Annotated in this window: 16 protein-coding genes; 9 read left to right on the top strand and 7 right to left on the bottom strand. The window is 61.9% G+C overall.

Annotated elements, in window-relative coordinates:
- Positions 1-51: 51 nt before the first annotated feature.
- Positions 52-984: an oxygen-dependent coproporphyrinogen oxidase gene (hemF, locus tag C4J93_RS00110; protein WP_124360592.1), complete on the top strand. Its 933-nt coding sequence runs from the start codon at positions 52-54 to the stop codon at positions 982-984.
- Positions 984-1,802 (top strand): shikimate dehydrogenase, encoded by an 819-nt coding sequence (aroE, locus tag C4J93_RS00115; protein WP_124428261.1) that lies wholly within the window; start codon positions 984-986, stop codon positions 1,800-1,802. Before hemF ends, aroE begins: the two co-directional genes overlap by 1 nt.
- A 113-nt stretch (positions 1,803-1,915) precedes the next feature.
- Here the strand turns inward: aroE and C4J93_RS00120 are convergent, their stop codons facing one another.
- From C4J93_RS00120 to betC, 3 genes are all read right to left on the bottom strand, one after another.
- The gene (locus tag C4J93_RS00120; RefSeq protein ID WP_124428262.1) at positions 1,916-3,484 is read right to left on the bottom strand and encodes a SulP family inorganic anion transporter; all 1,569 of its coding nucleotides are present in this window, start codon (positions 3,482-3,484) and stop codon (positions 1,916-1,918) included.
- 160 nt (positions 3,485-3,644) lie between these two features.
- Entirely contained in the window at positions 3,645-4,559 is a 915-nt protein-coding gene (choX, locus tag C4J93_RS00125; RefSeq protein ID WP_124428263.1) for a choline ABC transporter substrate-binding protein, read from the bottom strand.
- A 16-nt stretch (positions 4,560-4,575) separates the two neighbouring features.
- On the bottom strand, positions 4,576-6,090 hold the full coding sequence (gene betC / locus C4J93_RS00130) for a choline-sulfatase (RefSeq protein ID WP_124428264.1): 1,515 nt from the start codon (positions 6,088-6,090) through the stop codon (positions 4,576-4,578).
- A 103-nt stretch (positions 6,091-6,193) separates the two neighbouring features.
- Between betC and C4J93_RS00135 the strand changes: the two genes are divergently transcribed.
- The 6 genes from C4J93_RS00135 to C4J93_RS00160 all read left to right on the top strand — a co-directional run bounded on the left by C4J93_RS00135 (position 6,194) and on the right by C4J93_RS00160 (position 11,928).
- Positions 6,194-7,144 (top strand): LysR family transcriptional regulator, encoded by a 951-nt coding sequence (locus C4J93_RS00135; protein ID WP_124428265.1) that lies wholly within the window; start codon positions 6,194-6,196, stop codon positions 7,142-7,144.
- 30 nt (positions 7,145-7,174) lie between these two features.
- Positions 7,175-7,501, top strand: a complete 327-nt coding sequence (locus tag C4J93_RS00140) for a DOPA 4,5-dioxygenase family protein (RefSeq protein ID WP_124360599.1) — start codon at positions 7,175-7,177, stop codon at positions 7,499-7,501.
- A gap of 164 nt (positions 7,502-7,665) precedes the next feature.
- The gene (locus C4J93_RS00145; protein WP_124428266.1) at positions 7,666-8,625 is read left to right on the top strand and encodes a 2-dehydro-3-deoxygalactonokinase; all 960 of its coding nucleotides are present in this window, start codon (positions 7,666-7,668) and stop codon (positions 8,623-8,625) included.
- A 1-nt stretch (position 8,626) separates the two neighbouring features.
- Positions 8,627-9,247, top strand: a complete 621-nt coding sequence (locus C4J93_RS00150; RefSeq protein WP_124428267.1) for a 2-dehydro-3-deoxy-6-phosphogalactonate aldolase — start codon at positions 8,627-8,629, stop codon at positions 9,245-9,247.
- 48 nt (positions 9,248-9,295) lie between these two features.
- On the top strand, positions 9,296-10,444 hold the full coding sequence (gene dgoD / locus C4J93_RS00155; protein ID WP_124369059.1) for a galactonate dehydratase: 1,149 nt from the start codon (positions 9,296-9,298) through the stop codon (positions 10,442-10,444).
- Between the two features lie 179 nt (positions 10,445-10,623).
- Positions 10,624-11,928, top strand: coding sequence for an MFS transporter (locus C4J93_RS00160; protein ID WP_124365257.1), 1,305 nt, complete (start codon positions 10,624-10,626; stop codon positions 11,926-11,928).
- Positions 11,929-11,963: 35 nt separating this feature from the next.
- Here the strand turns inward: C4J93_RS00160 and C4J93_RS00165 are convergent, their stop codons facing one another.
- The 3 genes from C4J93_RS00165 to trpB all read right to left on the bottom strand — a co-directional run bounded on the left by C4J93_RS00165 (position 11,964) and on the right by trpB (position 15,828).
- On the bottom strand, positions 11,964-13,625 hold the full coding sequence (locus C4J93_RS00165; protein WP_124428268.1) for a BBE domain-containing protein: 1,662 nt from the start codon (positions 13,623-13,625) through the stop codon (positions 11,964-11,966).
- Positions 13,626-13,792: 167 nt separating this feature from the next.
- On the bottom strand, positions 13,793-14,602 hold the full coding sequence (gene trpA / locus C4J93_RS00170; protein ID WP_124413423.1) for a tryptophan synthase subunit alpha: 810 nt from the start codon (positions 14,600-14,602) through the stop codon (positions 13,793-13,795).
- Positions 14,602-15,828: a tryptophan synthase subunit beta gene (trpB, locus tag C4J93_RS00175; RefSeq protein ID WP_124428269.1), complete on the bottom strand. Its 1,227-nt coding sequence runs from the start codon at positions 15,826-15,828 to the stop codon at positions 14,602-14,604. The genes trpA and trpB overlap by 1 nt, the downstream gene beginning before the upstream one ends.
- Before the next feature lie 109 nt (positions 15,829-15,937).
- Between trpB and C4J93_RS00180 the strand changes: the two genes are divergently transcribed.
- Positions 15,938-16,834, top strand: coding sequence for a LysR family transcriptional regulator (locus C4J93_RS00180; protein ID WP_124428270.1), 897 nt, complete (start codon positions 15,938-15,940; stop codon positions 16,832-16,834).
- On the opposite strand, the gene C4J93_RS00185 is transcribed toward C4J93_RS00180, so the two are convergent.
- Positions 16,831-17,157 (bottom strand): YqjD family protein, encoded by a 327-nt coding sequence (locus C4J93_RS00185; RefSeq protein ID WP_003170746.1) that lies wholly within the window; start codon positions 17,155-17,157, stop codon positions 16,831-16,833. The genes C4J93_RS00180 and C4J93_RS00185 overlap by 4 nt on opposite strands.
- Between the last annotated feature and the right edge of the window lie 2 nt (positions 17,158-17,159).

A 17,159-nucleotide genomic window follows, 5' to 3' on the forward strand; every position in this document is an offset into this window, starting at 1 on the left:
CCGCCGACGCCCAATGGCCTCGCGTAGCTTTGCCCGATTCAAGGTGATGCCATGACTACCCGCACCGAGGCTGTTAAAGCCTACCTGCTTGACCTGCAAGACCGCATTTGCAGCGCCCTGGAAACCTTCGAGACGGACACACGCTTTATCGAAGACGCCTGGACCCGGCCTGCGGGTGGCGGCGGTCGCACCCGTGTGATTGAAAACGGTTCGGTGATCGAAAAAGGCGGCGTTAACTTTTCCCACGTGTTCGGCAGCGGCTTGCCACCGTCCGCCAGTGCGCACCGCCCGGAACTGGCCGGTCGCGGCTTCGAGGCGCTGGGTGTGTCGCTGGTGATCCATCCCCATAACCCCCATGTGCCGACGTCCCACGCCAATGTGCGCTTTTTCACCGCAGAAAAAGAAGGCGAAGAGCCGGTGTGGTGGTTTGGCGGCGGCTTTGACCTTACGCCGTACTACGGCAATGAAGAGGATTGCGTGCACTGGCATCGCGTGGCCGAGCAGGCCTGTGCGCCGTTCGGCGCGGACGTCTACCCGCGTTATAAAGCCTGGTGCGACACCTATTTCCATATCAAGCACCGCAACGAGCCGCGTGGCATCGGCGGCCTGTTTTTCGATGATTTGAACGAGTGGGGCTTCGACACCTGCTTCGCCTTCATCCGCGCCATCGGTGATGCCTATATCGACGCCTACCTGCCGATCGTGCAACGCCGCCAGGCAATGGCCTATACCGAACAGCAGCGCCAGTTCCAGGAGTTTCGCCGGGGGCGTTACGTCGAGTTCAACCTCGTCTATGACCGTGGCACCCTGTTCGGCCTGCAATCGGGCGGGCGTACCGAGTCGATCCTGATGTCGCTGCCGCCCCAGGTGCGCTGGAGCTACGACTGGAAAGCCGAAGCCGGCAGCGATGAAGCGCGCCTCACCGATTACTTCCTGCAGGACCGCGACTGGCTCGGCCTGGCTGCGCCCAAGGCGGTGGAGTGATGGATCGCTATGTCGTCTTCGGCAATCCCATCGGCCACAGTAAATCGCCGTTGATTCACCGCATGTTCGCCGAACAGACCGGCGAGCAACTGGACTACAGCACACTGCTCGCGCCGCTGGAGGATTTCACCGGCTGCGCCCGTGAGTTCTTTCAACACGGTCGTGGCGCGAACGTCACCGTGCCGTTCAAGGAAGACGCTTTCCGGCTGGCCGACACCCTCACCGAGCGCGCCCAACGCGCCGGCGCGGTGAATACCCTGAGCAAGCTGGCCGATGGCACGTTGCTGGGGGATAACACCGATGGCACCGGCCTGGTGCGCGACCTGACGGTGAACGCCGGGCTGAACCTGCAGGGCAAGCGCATCCTGCTGCTGGGCGCCGGTGGCGCGGTACGCGGCGTGTTGGAGCCGTTGCTGGCCGAGAGGCCTGCCTCGCTGATTATCGCCAACCGCACCGTGGAAAAAGCGGAAGTGCTGGCCGAGCTGTTCGACGACCTGGGGCCGGTGTCGGCCAGCGGTTTCGATTGGCTGCGTGAGCCGGTGGACGTAATCATCAACGCCACTTCCGCCAGCCTGTCGGGCGATGTACCGCCGATTGCGGGCAGTTTGATCGAACCGGGCAAGACGTTCTGCTACGACATGATGTACGCCAAGGAGCCCACCGCGTTTTGTCGCTGGGCTGAGGAACACGGTGCTGCGGTGGCAATGGATGGGCTGGGTATGTTGGTTGAGCAGGCGGCGCAAGCCTTCTTCCTGTGGCGCGGTGTGCGCCCGGAATCAGCGCCGGTACTGGCCGAGCTGCGCCGTCAGTTGGTCTGACACAAATCAAATGTGGGAGGGGGCTTGCCCCCGATTGCGGTCTGTCAGCTGCCCATAGGTTGGCTGAAACACCGCTATCGCGGGCAAGCCCCCTCCCACATTTTTGACCGCGTTCAGTCTTCGAAATGGATGGGGCACTTGTCTGGCCCTTCCAGTTTCTTCAACTCTTCAACGACTTGTGGCCTGGCCCCGCGCAAGGTCAGGCTACGCCCCAACCCCGCCAACCGCCGCGCCTCCTGATGCAGCATCTCCACCCCGGAATAGTCGATAAAGTTGATCTGCTGTGACTCGATCACCACCCGCTCGCCCTGCAGACTTTGCAGGCGCACTTGCAGGTAGTGGCTGGCGCCAAAAAAGATCGAGCCACCCACTCGCAATACATCCTCGTCACCGTCGCGCCACTGCTGAATGCGCGGTTGCGAAGTGCGCTTGAGGTAGAAAAACAGCGATGCAAGTACCCCCGCATAAATCGCCGTTTGCAGTTCCAGCAGCAAGGTGGCAATACACGTCAGGCCCATCACCACAAATTCGGCGCGGCTCACACGGAACAACGCACGGAGGCCTCGGCGGTCCACCAGCCCCCAGCAGATCAGCAGGATGCTCGCCGCCATGCTTGGGATCGGAATGTGTGCGATCAGCCCCGCGCCAAACAGCGCGAACAGCGCCACCCAGAGCGCGGAAAACACGCCGGCCAATGGCGAGCAGGCCCCCGCCTCGTAACTGAGACCGGACCGGGTGAAGGAACCCGCCGACACATACCCGGAGAAAAATCCGCCGATGATATTGGATAAACCCTGAGCTCGGACTTCCTGATTCGCGTCGAGCAATTGCTGGGAACGGGCCGATAGGGAACGCGCAATCGACAGGCTGGTGACCAGGCCCAACATGCCCACTGCCACGGCACTCGGTAGCAGGCGCAGGATCGTATCCAGATCCATTGGCAATGAACGCAAGGGCGGTAGCTGGCCGATAAACGCACTGACCAACGCCACATGCCCGAACAGCGCCGGCCACAGCCACGCGGCCAGGCTGCCCAGGGCCAGGGCGATCAACAGGGTAGGCCAGCGTGGCATCAGGTATTTGAGCAGCGCGCCCACCAGCAAGGTGCCCAAGCCCAGAGCGAGCGAGGCGCGGTCCCACTCGCCGGCATGCTTGAGCAGCGCCAGCAGGCTGTTGATGGCGGTGGCCTGGCTTGGAAGCTCCAGCCCCAGTAGGTTGGGCAACTGCCCGAGGGCAATTACGACGGCGGCGCCGAGGGTAAAACCGAGTACCACGGAATGGGAGACGAAATTCACCAGCGCGCCGAAGCGCAGCATGCCCAAGAGCCATTGGAAAACGCCGGCGAGGAAGGTCAGCAGCAGGATCAAGGTGACGTAATCCTGGGAACCCGGCACCGCCAGCGGGCTGATACTGGCGTAGAGCACGATGGAGATCGCCGCGGTAGGACCGCAGATCAGGTGCCAGGACGAGCCCCACAGGCAAGCGATCAACACCGGAACGATGGCCGCGTACAGCCCGTATTCTGGTGGGAGCCCGGCGATCAGTGCGTAGGCAATCGACTGCGGCAGCGCAAGTACCGCGCCGCTGAGGCCGACGACGGCATCCCGGCCCACAGTGGCGCGGGTTTGGCGCGGCAGCCAACTGAGGAAGGGGAATAGTGTGTGGCGGTTGGGCCGGGGCATCGCAGGCTCGGATTCAAGGGTTGGGCTCAGGTTATCAGTACACACAGGTCCTTGTGGGAGGGGGCTTGCTCCCGATAGCGGTGTGTCAGTCACCAGATGTATTGACTGAAGCACCGCTATCGGGAGCAAGCCCCCTCCCACATTTGGATCGTGGTGTGTCTTAGAGTTTGGCTTTCACAGCGGCCAACGCATCCTGGCCATCCAGCGTCTTCACACCTTCCAGCCACTTGTCTAACACCGCCGGATTGGCCTTGATCCAAGCCTTCGCCGCATCCGCATTGCTGACCTTGTTGTTCACCACGTCAGCCATGATGCTGTTCTCCATGGCCTGAGTGAAACTCAGGTTGGTCAGCAGTTTCCCCACATTCGGGCAAGCTTGCGCATAACCCTTGCGGGTCAACGTGTAGACGCTGCCGGTGTCACCAAAATACTTCTCGCCGCCCTTGAGGTAATGCATTTTCAACTGCACATTCATCGGGTGCGGCGTCCAGCCGAGGAAGGTGACGAATTTCTGCTTTTTCACCGCCCGTGACACTTCCGCCAGCATCGCCTGCTCACTCGACTCGATCAGCTTCCACTGGCCAAGCTCGAAGTCATTTTTCTTGATGATCTCCTGCAGCGAGATATTCGCTGGTGCGCCGGAGCCGATGCCGTAGATCTTCTTGTCGAACTTGTCGGCAAATTTATTCAGATCGGCAAAATCATGCACGCCGGCTTCCCACACGTAGTCCGGTACGGCGAGGGTGAACTCGGTGCCGTCGAGGTTCTTCGCCAGTTGCACCACCTCGCCGTTCGCCACGAACTTGTCATAGAAGCCTTGCTGCGCCGGCATCCAGTTGCCCATGAACACGTCGACCTGGCCGTCCCTGAGCCCGCCGAAGGTAATCGGCACTGCCAGGGTGTCGACCTTGGCCTTGTAGCCCATGCCGCTCAGCAGAAAACCGGTGATGGCGTTGGTCGCCGCGATGTCGCTCCAGCCGGGGTCGGCCATTTTCACCGTTTCACAACTGGCGTCCGCGTAGGCATTGGCGCTGCTCAACGCCAGAATGCCCAGCACAACCGTTAATTTTTGCATGGCCTTCCCTCTGTATTTATTGGTTTTGGCAGGGTTGTGGATAACGTGCCTTGCGCTCCAGGTCGTCGAGGTCGATATGGTTGCGCATGTACTGCTGACTGGCGTCTACCAGAGGCTGGTGATCCCAGCTCTTCAGCTTGCCGTGGGTCAGTGCCTCGAATACCAGGCGACGGCGGCGTTGGCTGGCGAGCACCTGCTGGTGGATCGCCGGGATGTCCCATTTGGCCCGCGCTTCGTTCAAAAACGCCTCGAACAGTGGCCGGTGTTCCGGTGACTGGCTGAGGTTCTCCCGCTCGTGCGGGTCGTTGTGCACATCGAACAGCAGACAAGGGTCGTCTTCGCTGTAGATGAATTTGTAGGCGCCTCGGCGAATCATCATCAGCGGGCTGATGGTGCCTTCGGCCATGTATTCGCCGAACACTTCGTCGTGTCCGCCCTCGCCTTTGAGGTGCGGCAGCAGCGAACGGCCATCCAGTGGCAGGCGTGGGTCCAGATCGCCGCCGGCCAATTCCACCAGGGTCGGCAACAGGTCGGCGGTCGAGACGGCCTGGGTCACGCGGCGCGCCGCGAATTGCCCTGGCGCACTGACCAGCAGCGGCACCCGGGCGGCCATCTCGAACCAGTGCATTTTGTACCAGAGGCCACGTTCGCCCAGCATGTCGCCGTGGTCGCCGGAGAAGATGATGATGGTGTTATCGGCCAGGCCGGTGTCTTCCAGGGTTTGTAGCAGCTTGCCGACGTTGCTGTCGATGTAGCTGCACGCACCGAAGTAAGCGCGGCGGGCATCTCGGATCTTATCCACAGGCAGCGGCTTGTCCCACAGGTCGTAGACCTTGAGCAAACGCTGGGAGTGCGGGTCGAGATCGCCCTGTGCCGGCGTGGCGGGCAAGGGGATATCAGCGTCGTCGTACAGGTCCCAGAACGGCTTGGGAATGGTGTACGGGTCGTGGGGGTGGGTCATCGACACGGTCAGGCAGAACGGTTGCTCGCCGTCTTCGCGGATATGATCGAACAGGTATTGCTGGGCCTTGAACACCACCTCTTCGTCGAAATCCAGCTGGTTGGTACGCACGCACGGCCCGGCTTGCAGCACCGAGGCCATGTTGTGGTACCAGGTGGGGCGTACATCCGGTTCGTCCCAGTTCACCGCCCAACCGTAGTCCGCCGGGTAGATGTCGCTGGTCAGGCGCTCTTCATAACCGTGCAATTGGTCGGGACCGCAGAAATGCATCTTGCCCGACAGCGCGGTGCGGTAGCCGAGGCGCCGCAGGTAGTGGGCGTAAGTGGGTACATCGGCCGGGAAGTCTGCCGCGTTGTCATAGGCGCCGATCTTGCTTGGCAGCTGGCCGCTGACCAAGGTAAAGCGCGAAGGCGCACACAGCGGGCTGTTGCAGTAGGCGGCGTCGAAGACCACGCCCTGTTCGGCGAGGCGGCTCAGGTTCGGCAACTTGATCGGGGAAGATCCGTAGAACGGCAGCATCGGCGCGGCCATTTGATCGGCCATGATGAAAAGAATGTTCTTGCGCTTCATGGGTTCTCGGCATTCCATAGGCAGTGTTTATGCGAATGAGCATGCAACCCGCTGACCGCGTGGTAAAGCCCATGAAGAACAATGCCTAGGATAAGCACAGCTTATGTATGAAGCGCTTGGCGACCTCTCTCTCGACCTGCTGCGCGCGTTCGAAGTGGCGGCGCGTCAGCGCAGTTTCACCGCCGCCGCGATGGAGCTGGGCACCACTCAGCCGGCCATCAGCCAGCAGATCAAACGCCTCGAAGAGCAGCTGGCGATCCGCTTGTTCGACCGCATCTACCGTGGCATCGAGTTGACCGAAGCGGGCGCCCTGCTGTTCGAACACGTCCAGACCGGCCTGCACACCATTAACCTGGGCTTGAGCACCGTCACCGAGCAAGACCAGCATGAAGTGCTGCAAGTGGCCACCGACTTCGCCTTCGCCGCCTACTGGCTGATGCCGCGCCTGCATCGTTTCCACCAGGCCAACCCGCAGGTGGATGTGAGCCTGGTGACCAGCGAGCGCAACCACGCCAGCCTGCGCAGTGACATCGACGTGGCGGTGCTGTTTGGTGACGGACGCTTCAAGCAAGGCGACAGCCTGTGGCTGTTCAACGAGGAAGTCTTCCCGGTGTGCAGCCCGCAGTGGCTCAAGCACCAGACCACAGCGCTGACGGTGCAGACCCTGCCGGACTACCCGTTGCTGCACTTGCGCCAGGAAAACAACCGCCACTGGTTCGACTGGGCCGGCGTGTTTCGCGAGCTGGGAATCAGCGCCGCGCCCACCCCTGGCCAATTGCGCTTCGACAATTACACGCTGTTGATCCAGGCGGCCATTGCCGGCCAGGGCGTTGCGATCGGCTGGCGCCATCTGGTGGATGACCTGCTGGAGCAGCAGTGGTTGTGCCGGCCGATCAGCGACACAGTGATCTCGCGTTTCGGCTATTACGTGGTGCAGCCTCAGCGCAAGCGACGCCGTCAGTTGGTCGAACGGTTTGTCGATTGGCTGGTGGCGGAGCAGGCCAGCAGCGCGCAGTCATTGACCGGGCTGGCCCTGCCGTCGATTGCGGTCTAGGATCGCTGCACAGTGGAACCGGAGTCCGGCATGCAACGTATCAAGGGCTATCACGCCCATATCTACTTCGACGCCAGCACGATCGACCAGGCGCGCACCTTGTGTGAAGACGCGGCAGCGCTCTTTCCGCTACGCATGGGGCGCGTGCATGAGCGTCCGGTCGGCCCGCATCCGGACTGGAGTTGCCAGCTGGCGTTCGAGCCGGAATACATCGGCGTGGTGCTGCCGTGGTTGGCGCTGCATCGCAATGGCCTGGTGGTGTTCCTGCACCCTGACACCGGCGATGACCTGAAGGACCACACCGATTATGCGGTCTGGATGGGTGCGATGCGCGAGCTGGATCTGTCTATTTTTTAACCGTTATGTGCTGACGCAACTCGCCTCTTCCTAAGGGTGTGTAAGATTTCGCGCGCTTATCTCCCAATATATGGGACTGTTATTTATATATTGAGATATTGCCAGGCATAGGTTTATATTCGCCCATCTGCTTTTTTCAGCACCCACTCATTTCAGGTGAAGCGATGCAGGCGCAATTGATCGCGCTCGATTGGGGAACCAGCTCCCTTCGTGCTTACAAACTAGGCCCCGCCGGCGTGGTGCTTGAACAACGCTCACTGCCCTGGGGCATCATGCATTTGCCCAGCGAACCGCGTGACATTGCGGGTGTTCGCTGCAGCAATGGCTTTGAGTTGGCATTCGATAGCGCCTGCGGGGATTGGCTCGACGCCCAGCCCGAACTGCCGGTGATCGCCTGCGGCATGGTGGGTAGCGCACAGGGCTGGAGCGAAGCGGCTTATCGCAACACCCCGGTGGATGTTGCCAGCCTGGGCCAGGCACTGCACAAGGTGCGCAGCATGCGTGGCGTCGATGTGCATATCGTGCCGGGCGTGATCGAACAGGTCGGCCTGCCCAATGTGATGCGCGGCGAAGAAACCCAGGTACTCGGTGTGCTGCACGGGCTCGCCACCGACGTACTGATCGGCCTGCCGGGCAGCCATTCCAAATGGGTCGAGGTGGTCGAGGGCTGTATTACGCACTTCGACACGTTCATGACCGGCGAGCTGTTCGCCATATTGAGCAAGCACAGCATCCTGGGACGTACCCAGCAATCATCGGAACATTTCCACACCGAGGCGTTTGACCGAGGCGTGGCAGTCGCGCTGTCGGCGGACGGCCAGCGCGGCGTGCTCTCGACCCTGTTCAGTGCCCGCACCCTCGGGCTGACCGCCGAACTTAAGCCCGAGCAGCAGCCTGACTACCTGTCCGGCCTGCTGATCGGCCATGAACTCGCCGGTTTACCCGACAGCGCCAAACGCAAGCCGATCATCCTGGTCGGCGCCGCCCCTCTCTGCGCCCGCTATCAACGCGCCCTCGCCCAGTGCGGCTTCGCCCACGTCAGCCTGGCGCAGGAAGCCAGCGAGCGCGGCTTGTGGCAACTGGCCGAGGCGGCCGGGCTCACTCAACCTGTAACGGAGGCCTGACATGCTCAAGAAAGCACTCGCACAAAACGGTTTGATCGCGATCCTGCGCGGTGTGCGTCCGGACGAAGCCCAAGCTGTCGGCCAGGTACTGTACCAGGCCGGTTTCCGCGTGATCGAGGTACCGCTGAACTCGCCGGACCCCTACACCAGCATCCGCACCCTGCGCGACAGCCTGCCCGCCGATTGCCTGATCGGCGCCGGTACGGTGTTGACGCCCGAGCAGGTCGAGCAGGTCAGAGCCGCCGGCGGCCAAGTGATCGTCATGCCGCACAGCGATGCCAAGGTATTGCGTGCGGCGAAAGCGGCGGGCCTGTACCTGTCACCGGGCGTGGCCACGCCGACCGAGGCCTTTGCCGCACTGGCCGAAGGCGCCGACGTGCTGAAGCTGTTTCCGGCCGAGCAAATGGGCCCGGCGGTGATCAAGGCGTGGCTCGCGGTATTGCCGGCGGGCACGTTGTTGCTGCCGGTAGGCGGTATTACCCCGGACAACATGCAGGTATTCACCGACGCCGGTGCCAAAGGCTTCGGGCTGGGCTCGGGCTTGTTCAAGCCGGGCATGTCCGTGGAGCAGGTCGCGAGCCGCGCCCAGGCATACGTCGCAGCCTGGAAAGCCCTGGGCTGATTCCAAGTTCCGCGCCTGCGGGCGCCGCATCTACAAGAGAGATAACAGATGAAAATCACCAAACTGACGACCTTCATCGTCCCGCCGCGCTGGTGCTTCCTCAAGGTCGAAACCGACCAGGGTGTCACCGGCTGGGGTGAGCCCGTGGTTGAAGGTCGCGCCCACACCGTGGCCGCTGCCGTCGAAGAATTGTCCGACTACCTGATCGGTAAAGACCCACGCAATATCGAGGACATCTGGACCGTGCTCTACCGCGGCGGTTTCTACCGCGGTGGCGCGGTGCACATGAGCGCCCTGGCCGGTATCGACCAGGCGTTGTGGGACATCAAGGGCAAGGCCCTGGGCGTTTCGGTCAGCGACCTGCTGGGCGGCCAGGTGCGTGACAAGATCCGCGTGTATTCGTGGATCGGTGGCGACCGCCCGGCAGACACTGCCCGCGCCGCCAAAGAGGCCGTGGCCCGTGGTTTCACAGCGGTGAAAATGAACGGCACCGAAGAGCTGCAGTTCGTCGACAGCTTCGAAAAAGTCGACCTGGCCCTGGCCAATGTCGCGGCGGTACGCGATGCGGTCGGCCCCAACGTGGGCATCGGCGTCGACTTCCATGGCCGCGTGCACAAGCCGATGGCCAAGGTGCTGATGAAGGAGCTGGACCCGTACAAGCTGATGTTCATCGAAGAGCCGGTGCTCAGCGAAAACTACGAGGCCCTCAAGGAACTCGCACCGCTGACCAGCACCCCGATTGCCCTGGGCGAGCGCCTGTTCTCGCGCTGGGACTTCAAGCGTGTGCTCAGCGAAGGCTACGTCGACATTATTCAGCCGGATGCGTCCCACGCCGGCGGCATCACCGAAACCCGCAAGATCGCCAGCATGGCCGAAGCCTACGACGTGGCACTGGCCCTGCACTGCCCGCTGGGCCCGATTGCCCTGGCGGCCTGCCTGCAACTGGATGCGGTTTGCTACAACGCCTTTATCCAGGAACAAAGCCTGGGCATTCACTACAACGAGAGCAACGACCTGCTCGACTATGTGCGCGACCCCGGCGTGTTCGACTATGACCAGGGCTTCGTGAAGATCCCCAACGGGCCGGGCCTGGGCATTGAGATCAACGAGGAATATGTGATCGAGCGCGCGGCCATTGGTCATCGCTGGCGCAACCCGATCTGGCGCCATGCTGACGGCAGTTTTGCCGAGTGGTGATTTCCAACTGATCGAACACGGTTAGAAATGTGGGAGGCGGCTTGCCCCCGATGGCTGAGTGTCAGGCAACACTTTTGCGGCAGGTTTACCGCTATCGGGGGCAAGCCCCCTCCCACATTTTGATCCGGTTTCTTCAGTCAGTCCTATTCAGCCCTCAATAAACACAAGAAGAGGCACCCATGCATCCTGAACCCTCAAGCGGACAGGCTTCCTTAGTCACGCCTAGCCGAAAGCGCTTCTTCATCATGGTGCTGCTGTTCATCACCGTGGTGATCAACTACCTCGACCGCAGCAACCTGTCGATTGCCGCCCCTGCGCTGACCAGCGAGCTGGGCATCGACCCGGTCCATGTCGGGCTGATTTTCTCGGCGTTCGGCTGGACCTACGCCGCCATGCAGATTCCTGGCGGCTGGCTGGTAGACCGCGTGCCCCCGCGCATTCTCTACACTGCGGCCCTGCTGCTGTGGTCGATCGCCACCGTCATGCTCGGCTTTGCCGCCAGCTTCATCGCTTTGTTCGTGTTGCGCATGGCCGTCGGCGCCCTGGAAGCCCCGGCCTACCCGATCAACAGCCGGGTCGTGACCACCTGGTTTCCCGAGCGCGAGCGCGCCACGGCGATTGGCGTCTACACCTCCGGGCAGTTCGTCGGGCTGGCGTTTCTCACCCCCGTGCTGGCCTGGCTGCAGCATGCGTTCGGCTGGCACATGGTGTTCGTCGCCACCGGTGGTGTCGGCATCCTATGGGCGGTGATCTGGTATGCGGTGTATCGCGAGCCCAAGGATTTCAAAGGCGCCAACGCGGCGGAAATCCAGCTGATCCGCGACGGCGGCGGCCTGGTGGATATGCAGGCGCAAGCGACCAAGGCGCCGTTCAGTTGGGTCGACCTCGGCATTGTGCTGAGCAAGCGCAAGTTGTGGGGCATCTATCTGGGGCAGTTTTGCCTGAACTCGACCCTATGGTTTTTCCTGACCTGGTTCCCGACCTACCTGGTGAAGTATCGCGGCATGGACTTCATCAAGTCCGGCCTGCTGGCCTCGCTGCCGTTTCTGGCGGCGTTCGTCGGCGTGCTGTGCTCGGGGATTTTCTCCGATTGGCTGATTCGCCGGGGCGCCTCGGTGGGCTTTGCGCGCAAGTTGCCGATCATTGGCGGGCTGCTGATTTCCACCGCGATCATCGGCGCCAACTACGTGGACTCCACAGCCTGGGTGATTGCCTTCCTGGCGCTGGCGTTTTTCGGCAATGGCCTGGCGTCGATTACCTGGTCGCTGGTGTCCACGCTTGCCCCCGCACGTCTGTTGGGCCTGACCGGTGGCGTGTTCAACTTCATCGGCAACCTGTCGGCCATTGCCACGCCGATCGTGATTGGCTTTCTCGCCAGCGGTGATTCGTTTGCGCCAGCGATTACCTACATTGCGGTGCTGGCGTTGCTTGGGGCGCTGTCCTACGTGTTGCTGGTGGGCAAGGTCGAGCGGATCGAGCTTTGAAATCGGGCGACCTTGAGGTCGCCCTTTTTTACGGCTTACGGCACCGACATCTCATTACGAAACACATTGTGCGGGTCCCAATGCTGCTTGGTGCGCCGCAGGCGGCTTTCGATCATGAGGTCAGGGACAAAAATCTTGTACCAGTTAGGGTTTTTCGGATTGGCCGGGTCGCCGCCAATGTGGGTCATGTCGAGGTCCGGATAGTTGATGTAGCAGCCCTCGAACTGATCGTTGAGCGGAACCCCGTTGTCGTTGGCGAAGGCTTGGAAAAACAGTCCTTGAATCCAGCGGGCGTGTGCCTGGTCCGCTGCCTCGCTGGCCTCGTACCAATAACACTGCGGTTGCCACTTCAGATAGGACGAGCGTTGTGAGACCGACGACTCTTTGCGAACCGCCGGTGTGGGCGCGTTGATTCGCCCGCCGAACGACTGGATTTGTATCAGGCTCTGGGCCAGGTGTTCATCGGGGTCGTTCAGGTGCAACGTGTCCCAGATCGCCTGGAGCACCGCAGGCGTGAATTCACCCTTTTGGTACGCAGACTTGTAGCGCCCGCGCAGATTGTCCCCTGAACCATTCAAGGTTTGCTGGCACACCAGCCAATCCAGGCGTCGCGTGGCCGCCAGCGCGTCGGGCAACGCCTGGATGGAACGCCCGCGTGCGCCGCCGCTGGGCATATGCACGACGTAAAACGGTACCAGGCATTCGGTTGCGGGCAGGCCAATGGCGCCGAGCATGGTTGCGACGAAATCTTCGAAGGGTGCCTGGTCCTGCAGTTCTCCATTTCGATCAACGTAATGAATGCCCAGGGTCACATTACCGGTGTGCTGATGGCGCATCTCCAATTTGGTGGCCAGCCCCCAGGTGTCGGGGTTGCTTTGATTGCGCGCGAACCAGTCCTGGTAAGCGATGAGCAGGTCGTCGAGCCTGGACTTCTCGGTCAACAGCGACCAATCCCATTCCAACACCAGCCACAGCACCTCCTTCGGTGCTTCGGGCAATGCCTTAAAGTAGTAGCTGGTAATAATGCCGAATTGACCGCCGCCTGCGCCGCAACACGCGGCGAAGAGGGCGAGCTCGTCAAGGTCTGTGCTGTCGCGCGAGACATGCGCCGGTTCCAGGCCGGTGCCCAGTGCGTTCGGCACCAACATATCGACACCGTGCAGCCAATCGCAAACCAGGCCGTGTTTGCGTGACAGCAACCCATAGCCGCCCCCGCAAATATGCCCGCCCAAACCCACCGAATAGCACGAGCCGCCTGGCAGTGTCTTATTGGCCAGCTTGTACAACCTGACGTACGCATCCCAATTCTGCCCACCGGCCTCCAGGCGAAAGCTGTAGCGCTCGGGCCGCGTGGGTAGCAGCTGGGAAGCGAGTTGCCCATCGGCAGCGTAGACCACCTGGTTCAGTGCGCTGATATCCAGTATCGACAGCACCTCGTCGCTGTTGCCGGGCATCTTGTTGCTAACGAAACCTTCGTAGCAGTGGCCGCCGCTTCGAACCGTTATACGCCCGTGGACGACCGCCAGCGCCTCGGCCGCAGCATCGATGATGTCCTGGGGACTGTGGCAGAGGTAGATGCATTGCGCGCCATTGGGTGACGACTCGCCCTGCACATTGCCCAACGGCCAGCGCAGGTTGAAGCCCTTTTGCAAGGTCGAATGACGGCGGTCTGATGCTGTGATGAGATCAAATGCCATGATGTACTCCTGAGAGCCAAATGACTTCTGATGCAGCTAACTTAACGACCGGGAGGCAAGAACGGCAGGGGCTTGCAGAGGCGGTTAGACGGCAATAGGCATGAAGTGCTTGGGGGGTGACGGAATGTCACCCCACAAGCCTAGCGCAAGAATTAACACAGGCGCGCTTACCGACGGGCGTTACGCACGCCTTGCGACAGCGCCGCGCAATGACTCAATACGCCATCGATCGCTTGCTGGTCGCTGCTGGCGTTGGCGATGTGATCGATCAGCGCAGACCCCACCACCACACCGTCCGCCAGGCGCGCGATGGCCGCCGCTTGCTCCGGTGTACGGATACCAAACCCGATGCTGATCGGCAGGTCAGTGTGGCGACGCAGGCGGGCCACGGCCTCCTCGACGTGTTCCAGGGTCGCGGCGCCGGCACCGGTCACGCCTGCGACCGACACGTAGTACACAAAGCCGGAGCTGCCATTGAGTACGGTCGGCAGGCGCACATCGTCTGTGGTCGGGGTGGTCAGGCGGATAAAATCGATGCCAGCGGCCTGGGCCGGGTCGCAGAGCTCGCCGTTATGCTCGGGCGGCATGTCGACCACGATCAGGCCATCGACCCCGGCCTCCTTGGCGTCGGCAATGAACTGCGGCACGCCGTATTTGTGGATCGGGTTGAAGTAACCCATCAGCACCAGCGGCGTGTCGTTGTTGTCCTTGCGGAACTCGCGGACCATCTGCAGGGTTTTCGCCAGGTTCTGCCTGGCTTCCAGCGCACGGATGTTGGCCAACTGGATCGCTGGGCCATCAGCCATCGGGTCGGTGAAGGGCATGCCCAGCTCGATCACGTCGGCGCCAGCAGCCGGCAAGCCCTTGAGGATGGCCAGCGAGGTGTCATACCCCGGGTCGCCGGCGGTGACGAAGGTCACCAGGGCGGCGCGGTTTTGTTCTTTCAACTGCGCAAAGCGGGTGTGCAGGCGGCTCATCAGTGTTTCTCCTGCTGGGAGGTTTGCATATGGTGCATCACCGTCTGCATGTCTTTGTCGCCACGGCCGGACAGGTTGACCACCATCAGGTGATCCGCTGGCAAGGTCGGTGCACGCTTGAACACTTCGGCCAGCGCGTGGGCGCTTTCCAGCGCCGGAATAATCCCTTCCAGGCGGCAGCATTTGTGGAAGGCGTCGAGGGCTTCGTCGTCTGTCACCGAGGTGTACTGGACGCGGCCGATGTCATGCAACCAGGCGTGTTCAGGGCCGATGCCGGGGTAGTCCAAGCCTGCGGAAATCGAGTGGGCGTCGATGATCTGGCCGTCGTCGTCCTGCAGCAGGAAGGTGCGGTTGCCGTGCAGTACACCGGGTACTCCGCCGTTGAGGCTGGCGGCGTGCTTGCCGGTTTCGATGCCGTGGCCGGCCGCTTCAACGCCGATGATTTCGACGCTGGTGTCATCCAGGAACGGATGGAACAGGCCCATGGCGTTGGAGCCGCCACCGATGCACGCCACCAGGCTGTCCGGCAGGCGGCCTTCCTGGGCTTGCAGCTGGGTGCGGGTTTCCTTGCCGATGACGGCCTGGAAGTCGCGCACCATCGCCGGGTACGGGTGCGGGCCGGCCACGGTGCCGATCAGGTAGAAGGTGTCGTCGACGTTGGTTACCCAGTCACGCAGGGCTTCGTTCATCGCGTCTTTGAGGGTGCCGGTGCCGGCGACCACGGGGACCACTTCGGCGCCCAGCAGCTTCATGCGGAACACGTTGGCCTGTTGGCGCTCAATGTCGGTGGTGCCCATGTAGATCACGCATTGCAGGCCAAAGCGCGCGGCGACGGTGGCGGTAGCCACGCCGTGCATGCCGGCGCCGGTCTCGGCGATGATGCGTTTCTTGCCCATGCGCCGTGCCAGCAGGATCTGGCCGATGCAATTGTTGATCTTGTGCGCGCCGGTATGGTTCAGCTCTTCGCGCTTGAGGTAGATCTTGGCGCCGCCGCAGAACTCCGTCAGGCGTTCTGCGAAATACAGTGGGCTTGGGCGCCCGACGTAGTCGCGCTGAAAGTAGGCCAATTCTTCGTTGAACGCCGGATCAATCTTGGCCGCTTCGTATTCACGGGCCAGTTCAAGGATCAACGGCATCAGGGTTTCAGCGACGTAGCGGCCGCCAAACGCGCCAAACAGGCCGTTGGCGTCAGGGCCGTTGCGCAGATCGGTCTGGGACTGGGTCATGGGGCGCTCCAGGAAAAAATGGGTGCAGAGACAATGAGGGCCACTCTACCCCTGCCGCTCCCGGCTGAAAACCGATAAGATCGCCACAACCTGTCAGGAAAACTCACAGATGAGCCGAGACCTTCCGCCGCTCAACGCGCTACGCGCATTTGAAGCCACCGCCCGCCTCAGCAGCGTCAGCCAGGCGGCCGAACAATTGCACGTCACCCATGGCGCAGTCAGTCGCCAGTTGAAAGTGCTGGAAGAACACTTGGGCGTCAGCCTGTTCGTCAAGGATGGGCGCGGCCTTAAACTCACAGATGCCGGGGCCAGGCTGCGCGATGTCAGTGCCGAGGCGTTTGAACGTCTGCGGGATGTTTGCGCCGAACTCAGCCAAAACAGCGCCGATGCACCGTTCGTGCTCGGTTGTTCAGGCAGTTTGCTGGCGCGTTGGTTTATTCCACGCTTGGGACGCTTGAATGCGGACCTGCCGGACTTGCGTTTACACCTGTCGGCGGGCGAAGGCGATCTGGACCCGCGACGCCCAGGATTGGATGCCCTGCTGGTATTTGCCGAGCCACCGTGGCCAGCGGATATGCAGGTGTATGAGTTGGCAAGCGAGCGTATTGGGCCGGTGATGAGTCCGCGATTTGCAGGTTACGCGCGCCTGCTTCACGCGCCCGCTGCAGCCTTGTGTGACGAAGCGCTGCTGCATACCACGTCACGTCCGCAGGCCTGGCCCAGTTGGGCGCAGCAACACGTAATCGATCCCGGCGCGCTGAAGCTCGGCCAGGGTTTTGAGCATTTGTATTATTTGCTGGAAGCGGCGGTTGCAGGGCTGGGTGTGGCAATCGCGCCGGAGCCGCTGGTGGCAGAGGATTTGCGAGCGGGTCGCCTGGTGGCACCGTGGGGCTTCAGTGAAACCCCGGCGCACCTGGCTTTGTGGCTACCCAAGCGCGCCGCGGACGGGCGCGCCGGGCAATTGGCGCAGTGGCTCAAGGCTGAGCTGGCGCGCCAACCGGTTTAGTCGCCGCGTTTGCACAGCAGGTAAGCCGCCAGCAGGCCCAGGGCACCTACAGCGACGCCGGCTGTGGTCCACGGGTGCTCTTGGGCGTAGTCCCGAGTAGCAACACCGGTTTCACGGATTTTGACTTTGCTTTCTTCATAGGCGTCGCTGATCAGGTGGCGAGAGTGCTTGAGGGCATTCTCGGCATTGCTTTTCAGGGCCTTCAGCGTTTTGCGCGACTCATCGGATGCATCATCCTTGAGGCTCTCAAGAGATTTGAGCAGGCTCGAAATCTCGGCTTCCATGCTTTCCAGCGACGCTTTGCGTAAAGAAGTGTTGGCCATGT

Origin of the sequence: Pseudomonas sp. R2-37-08W (assembly GCF_003851705.1) — a bacterium.
Taxonomy (GTDB): domain Bacteria; phylum Pseudomonadota; class Gammaproteobacteria; order Pseudomonadales; family Pseudomonadaceae; genus Aquipseudomonas.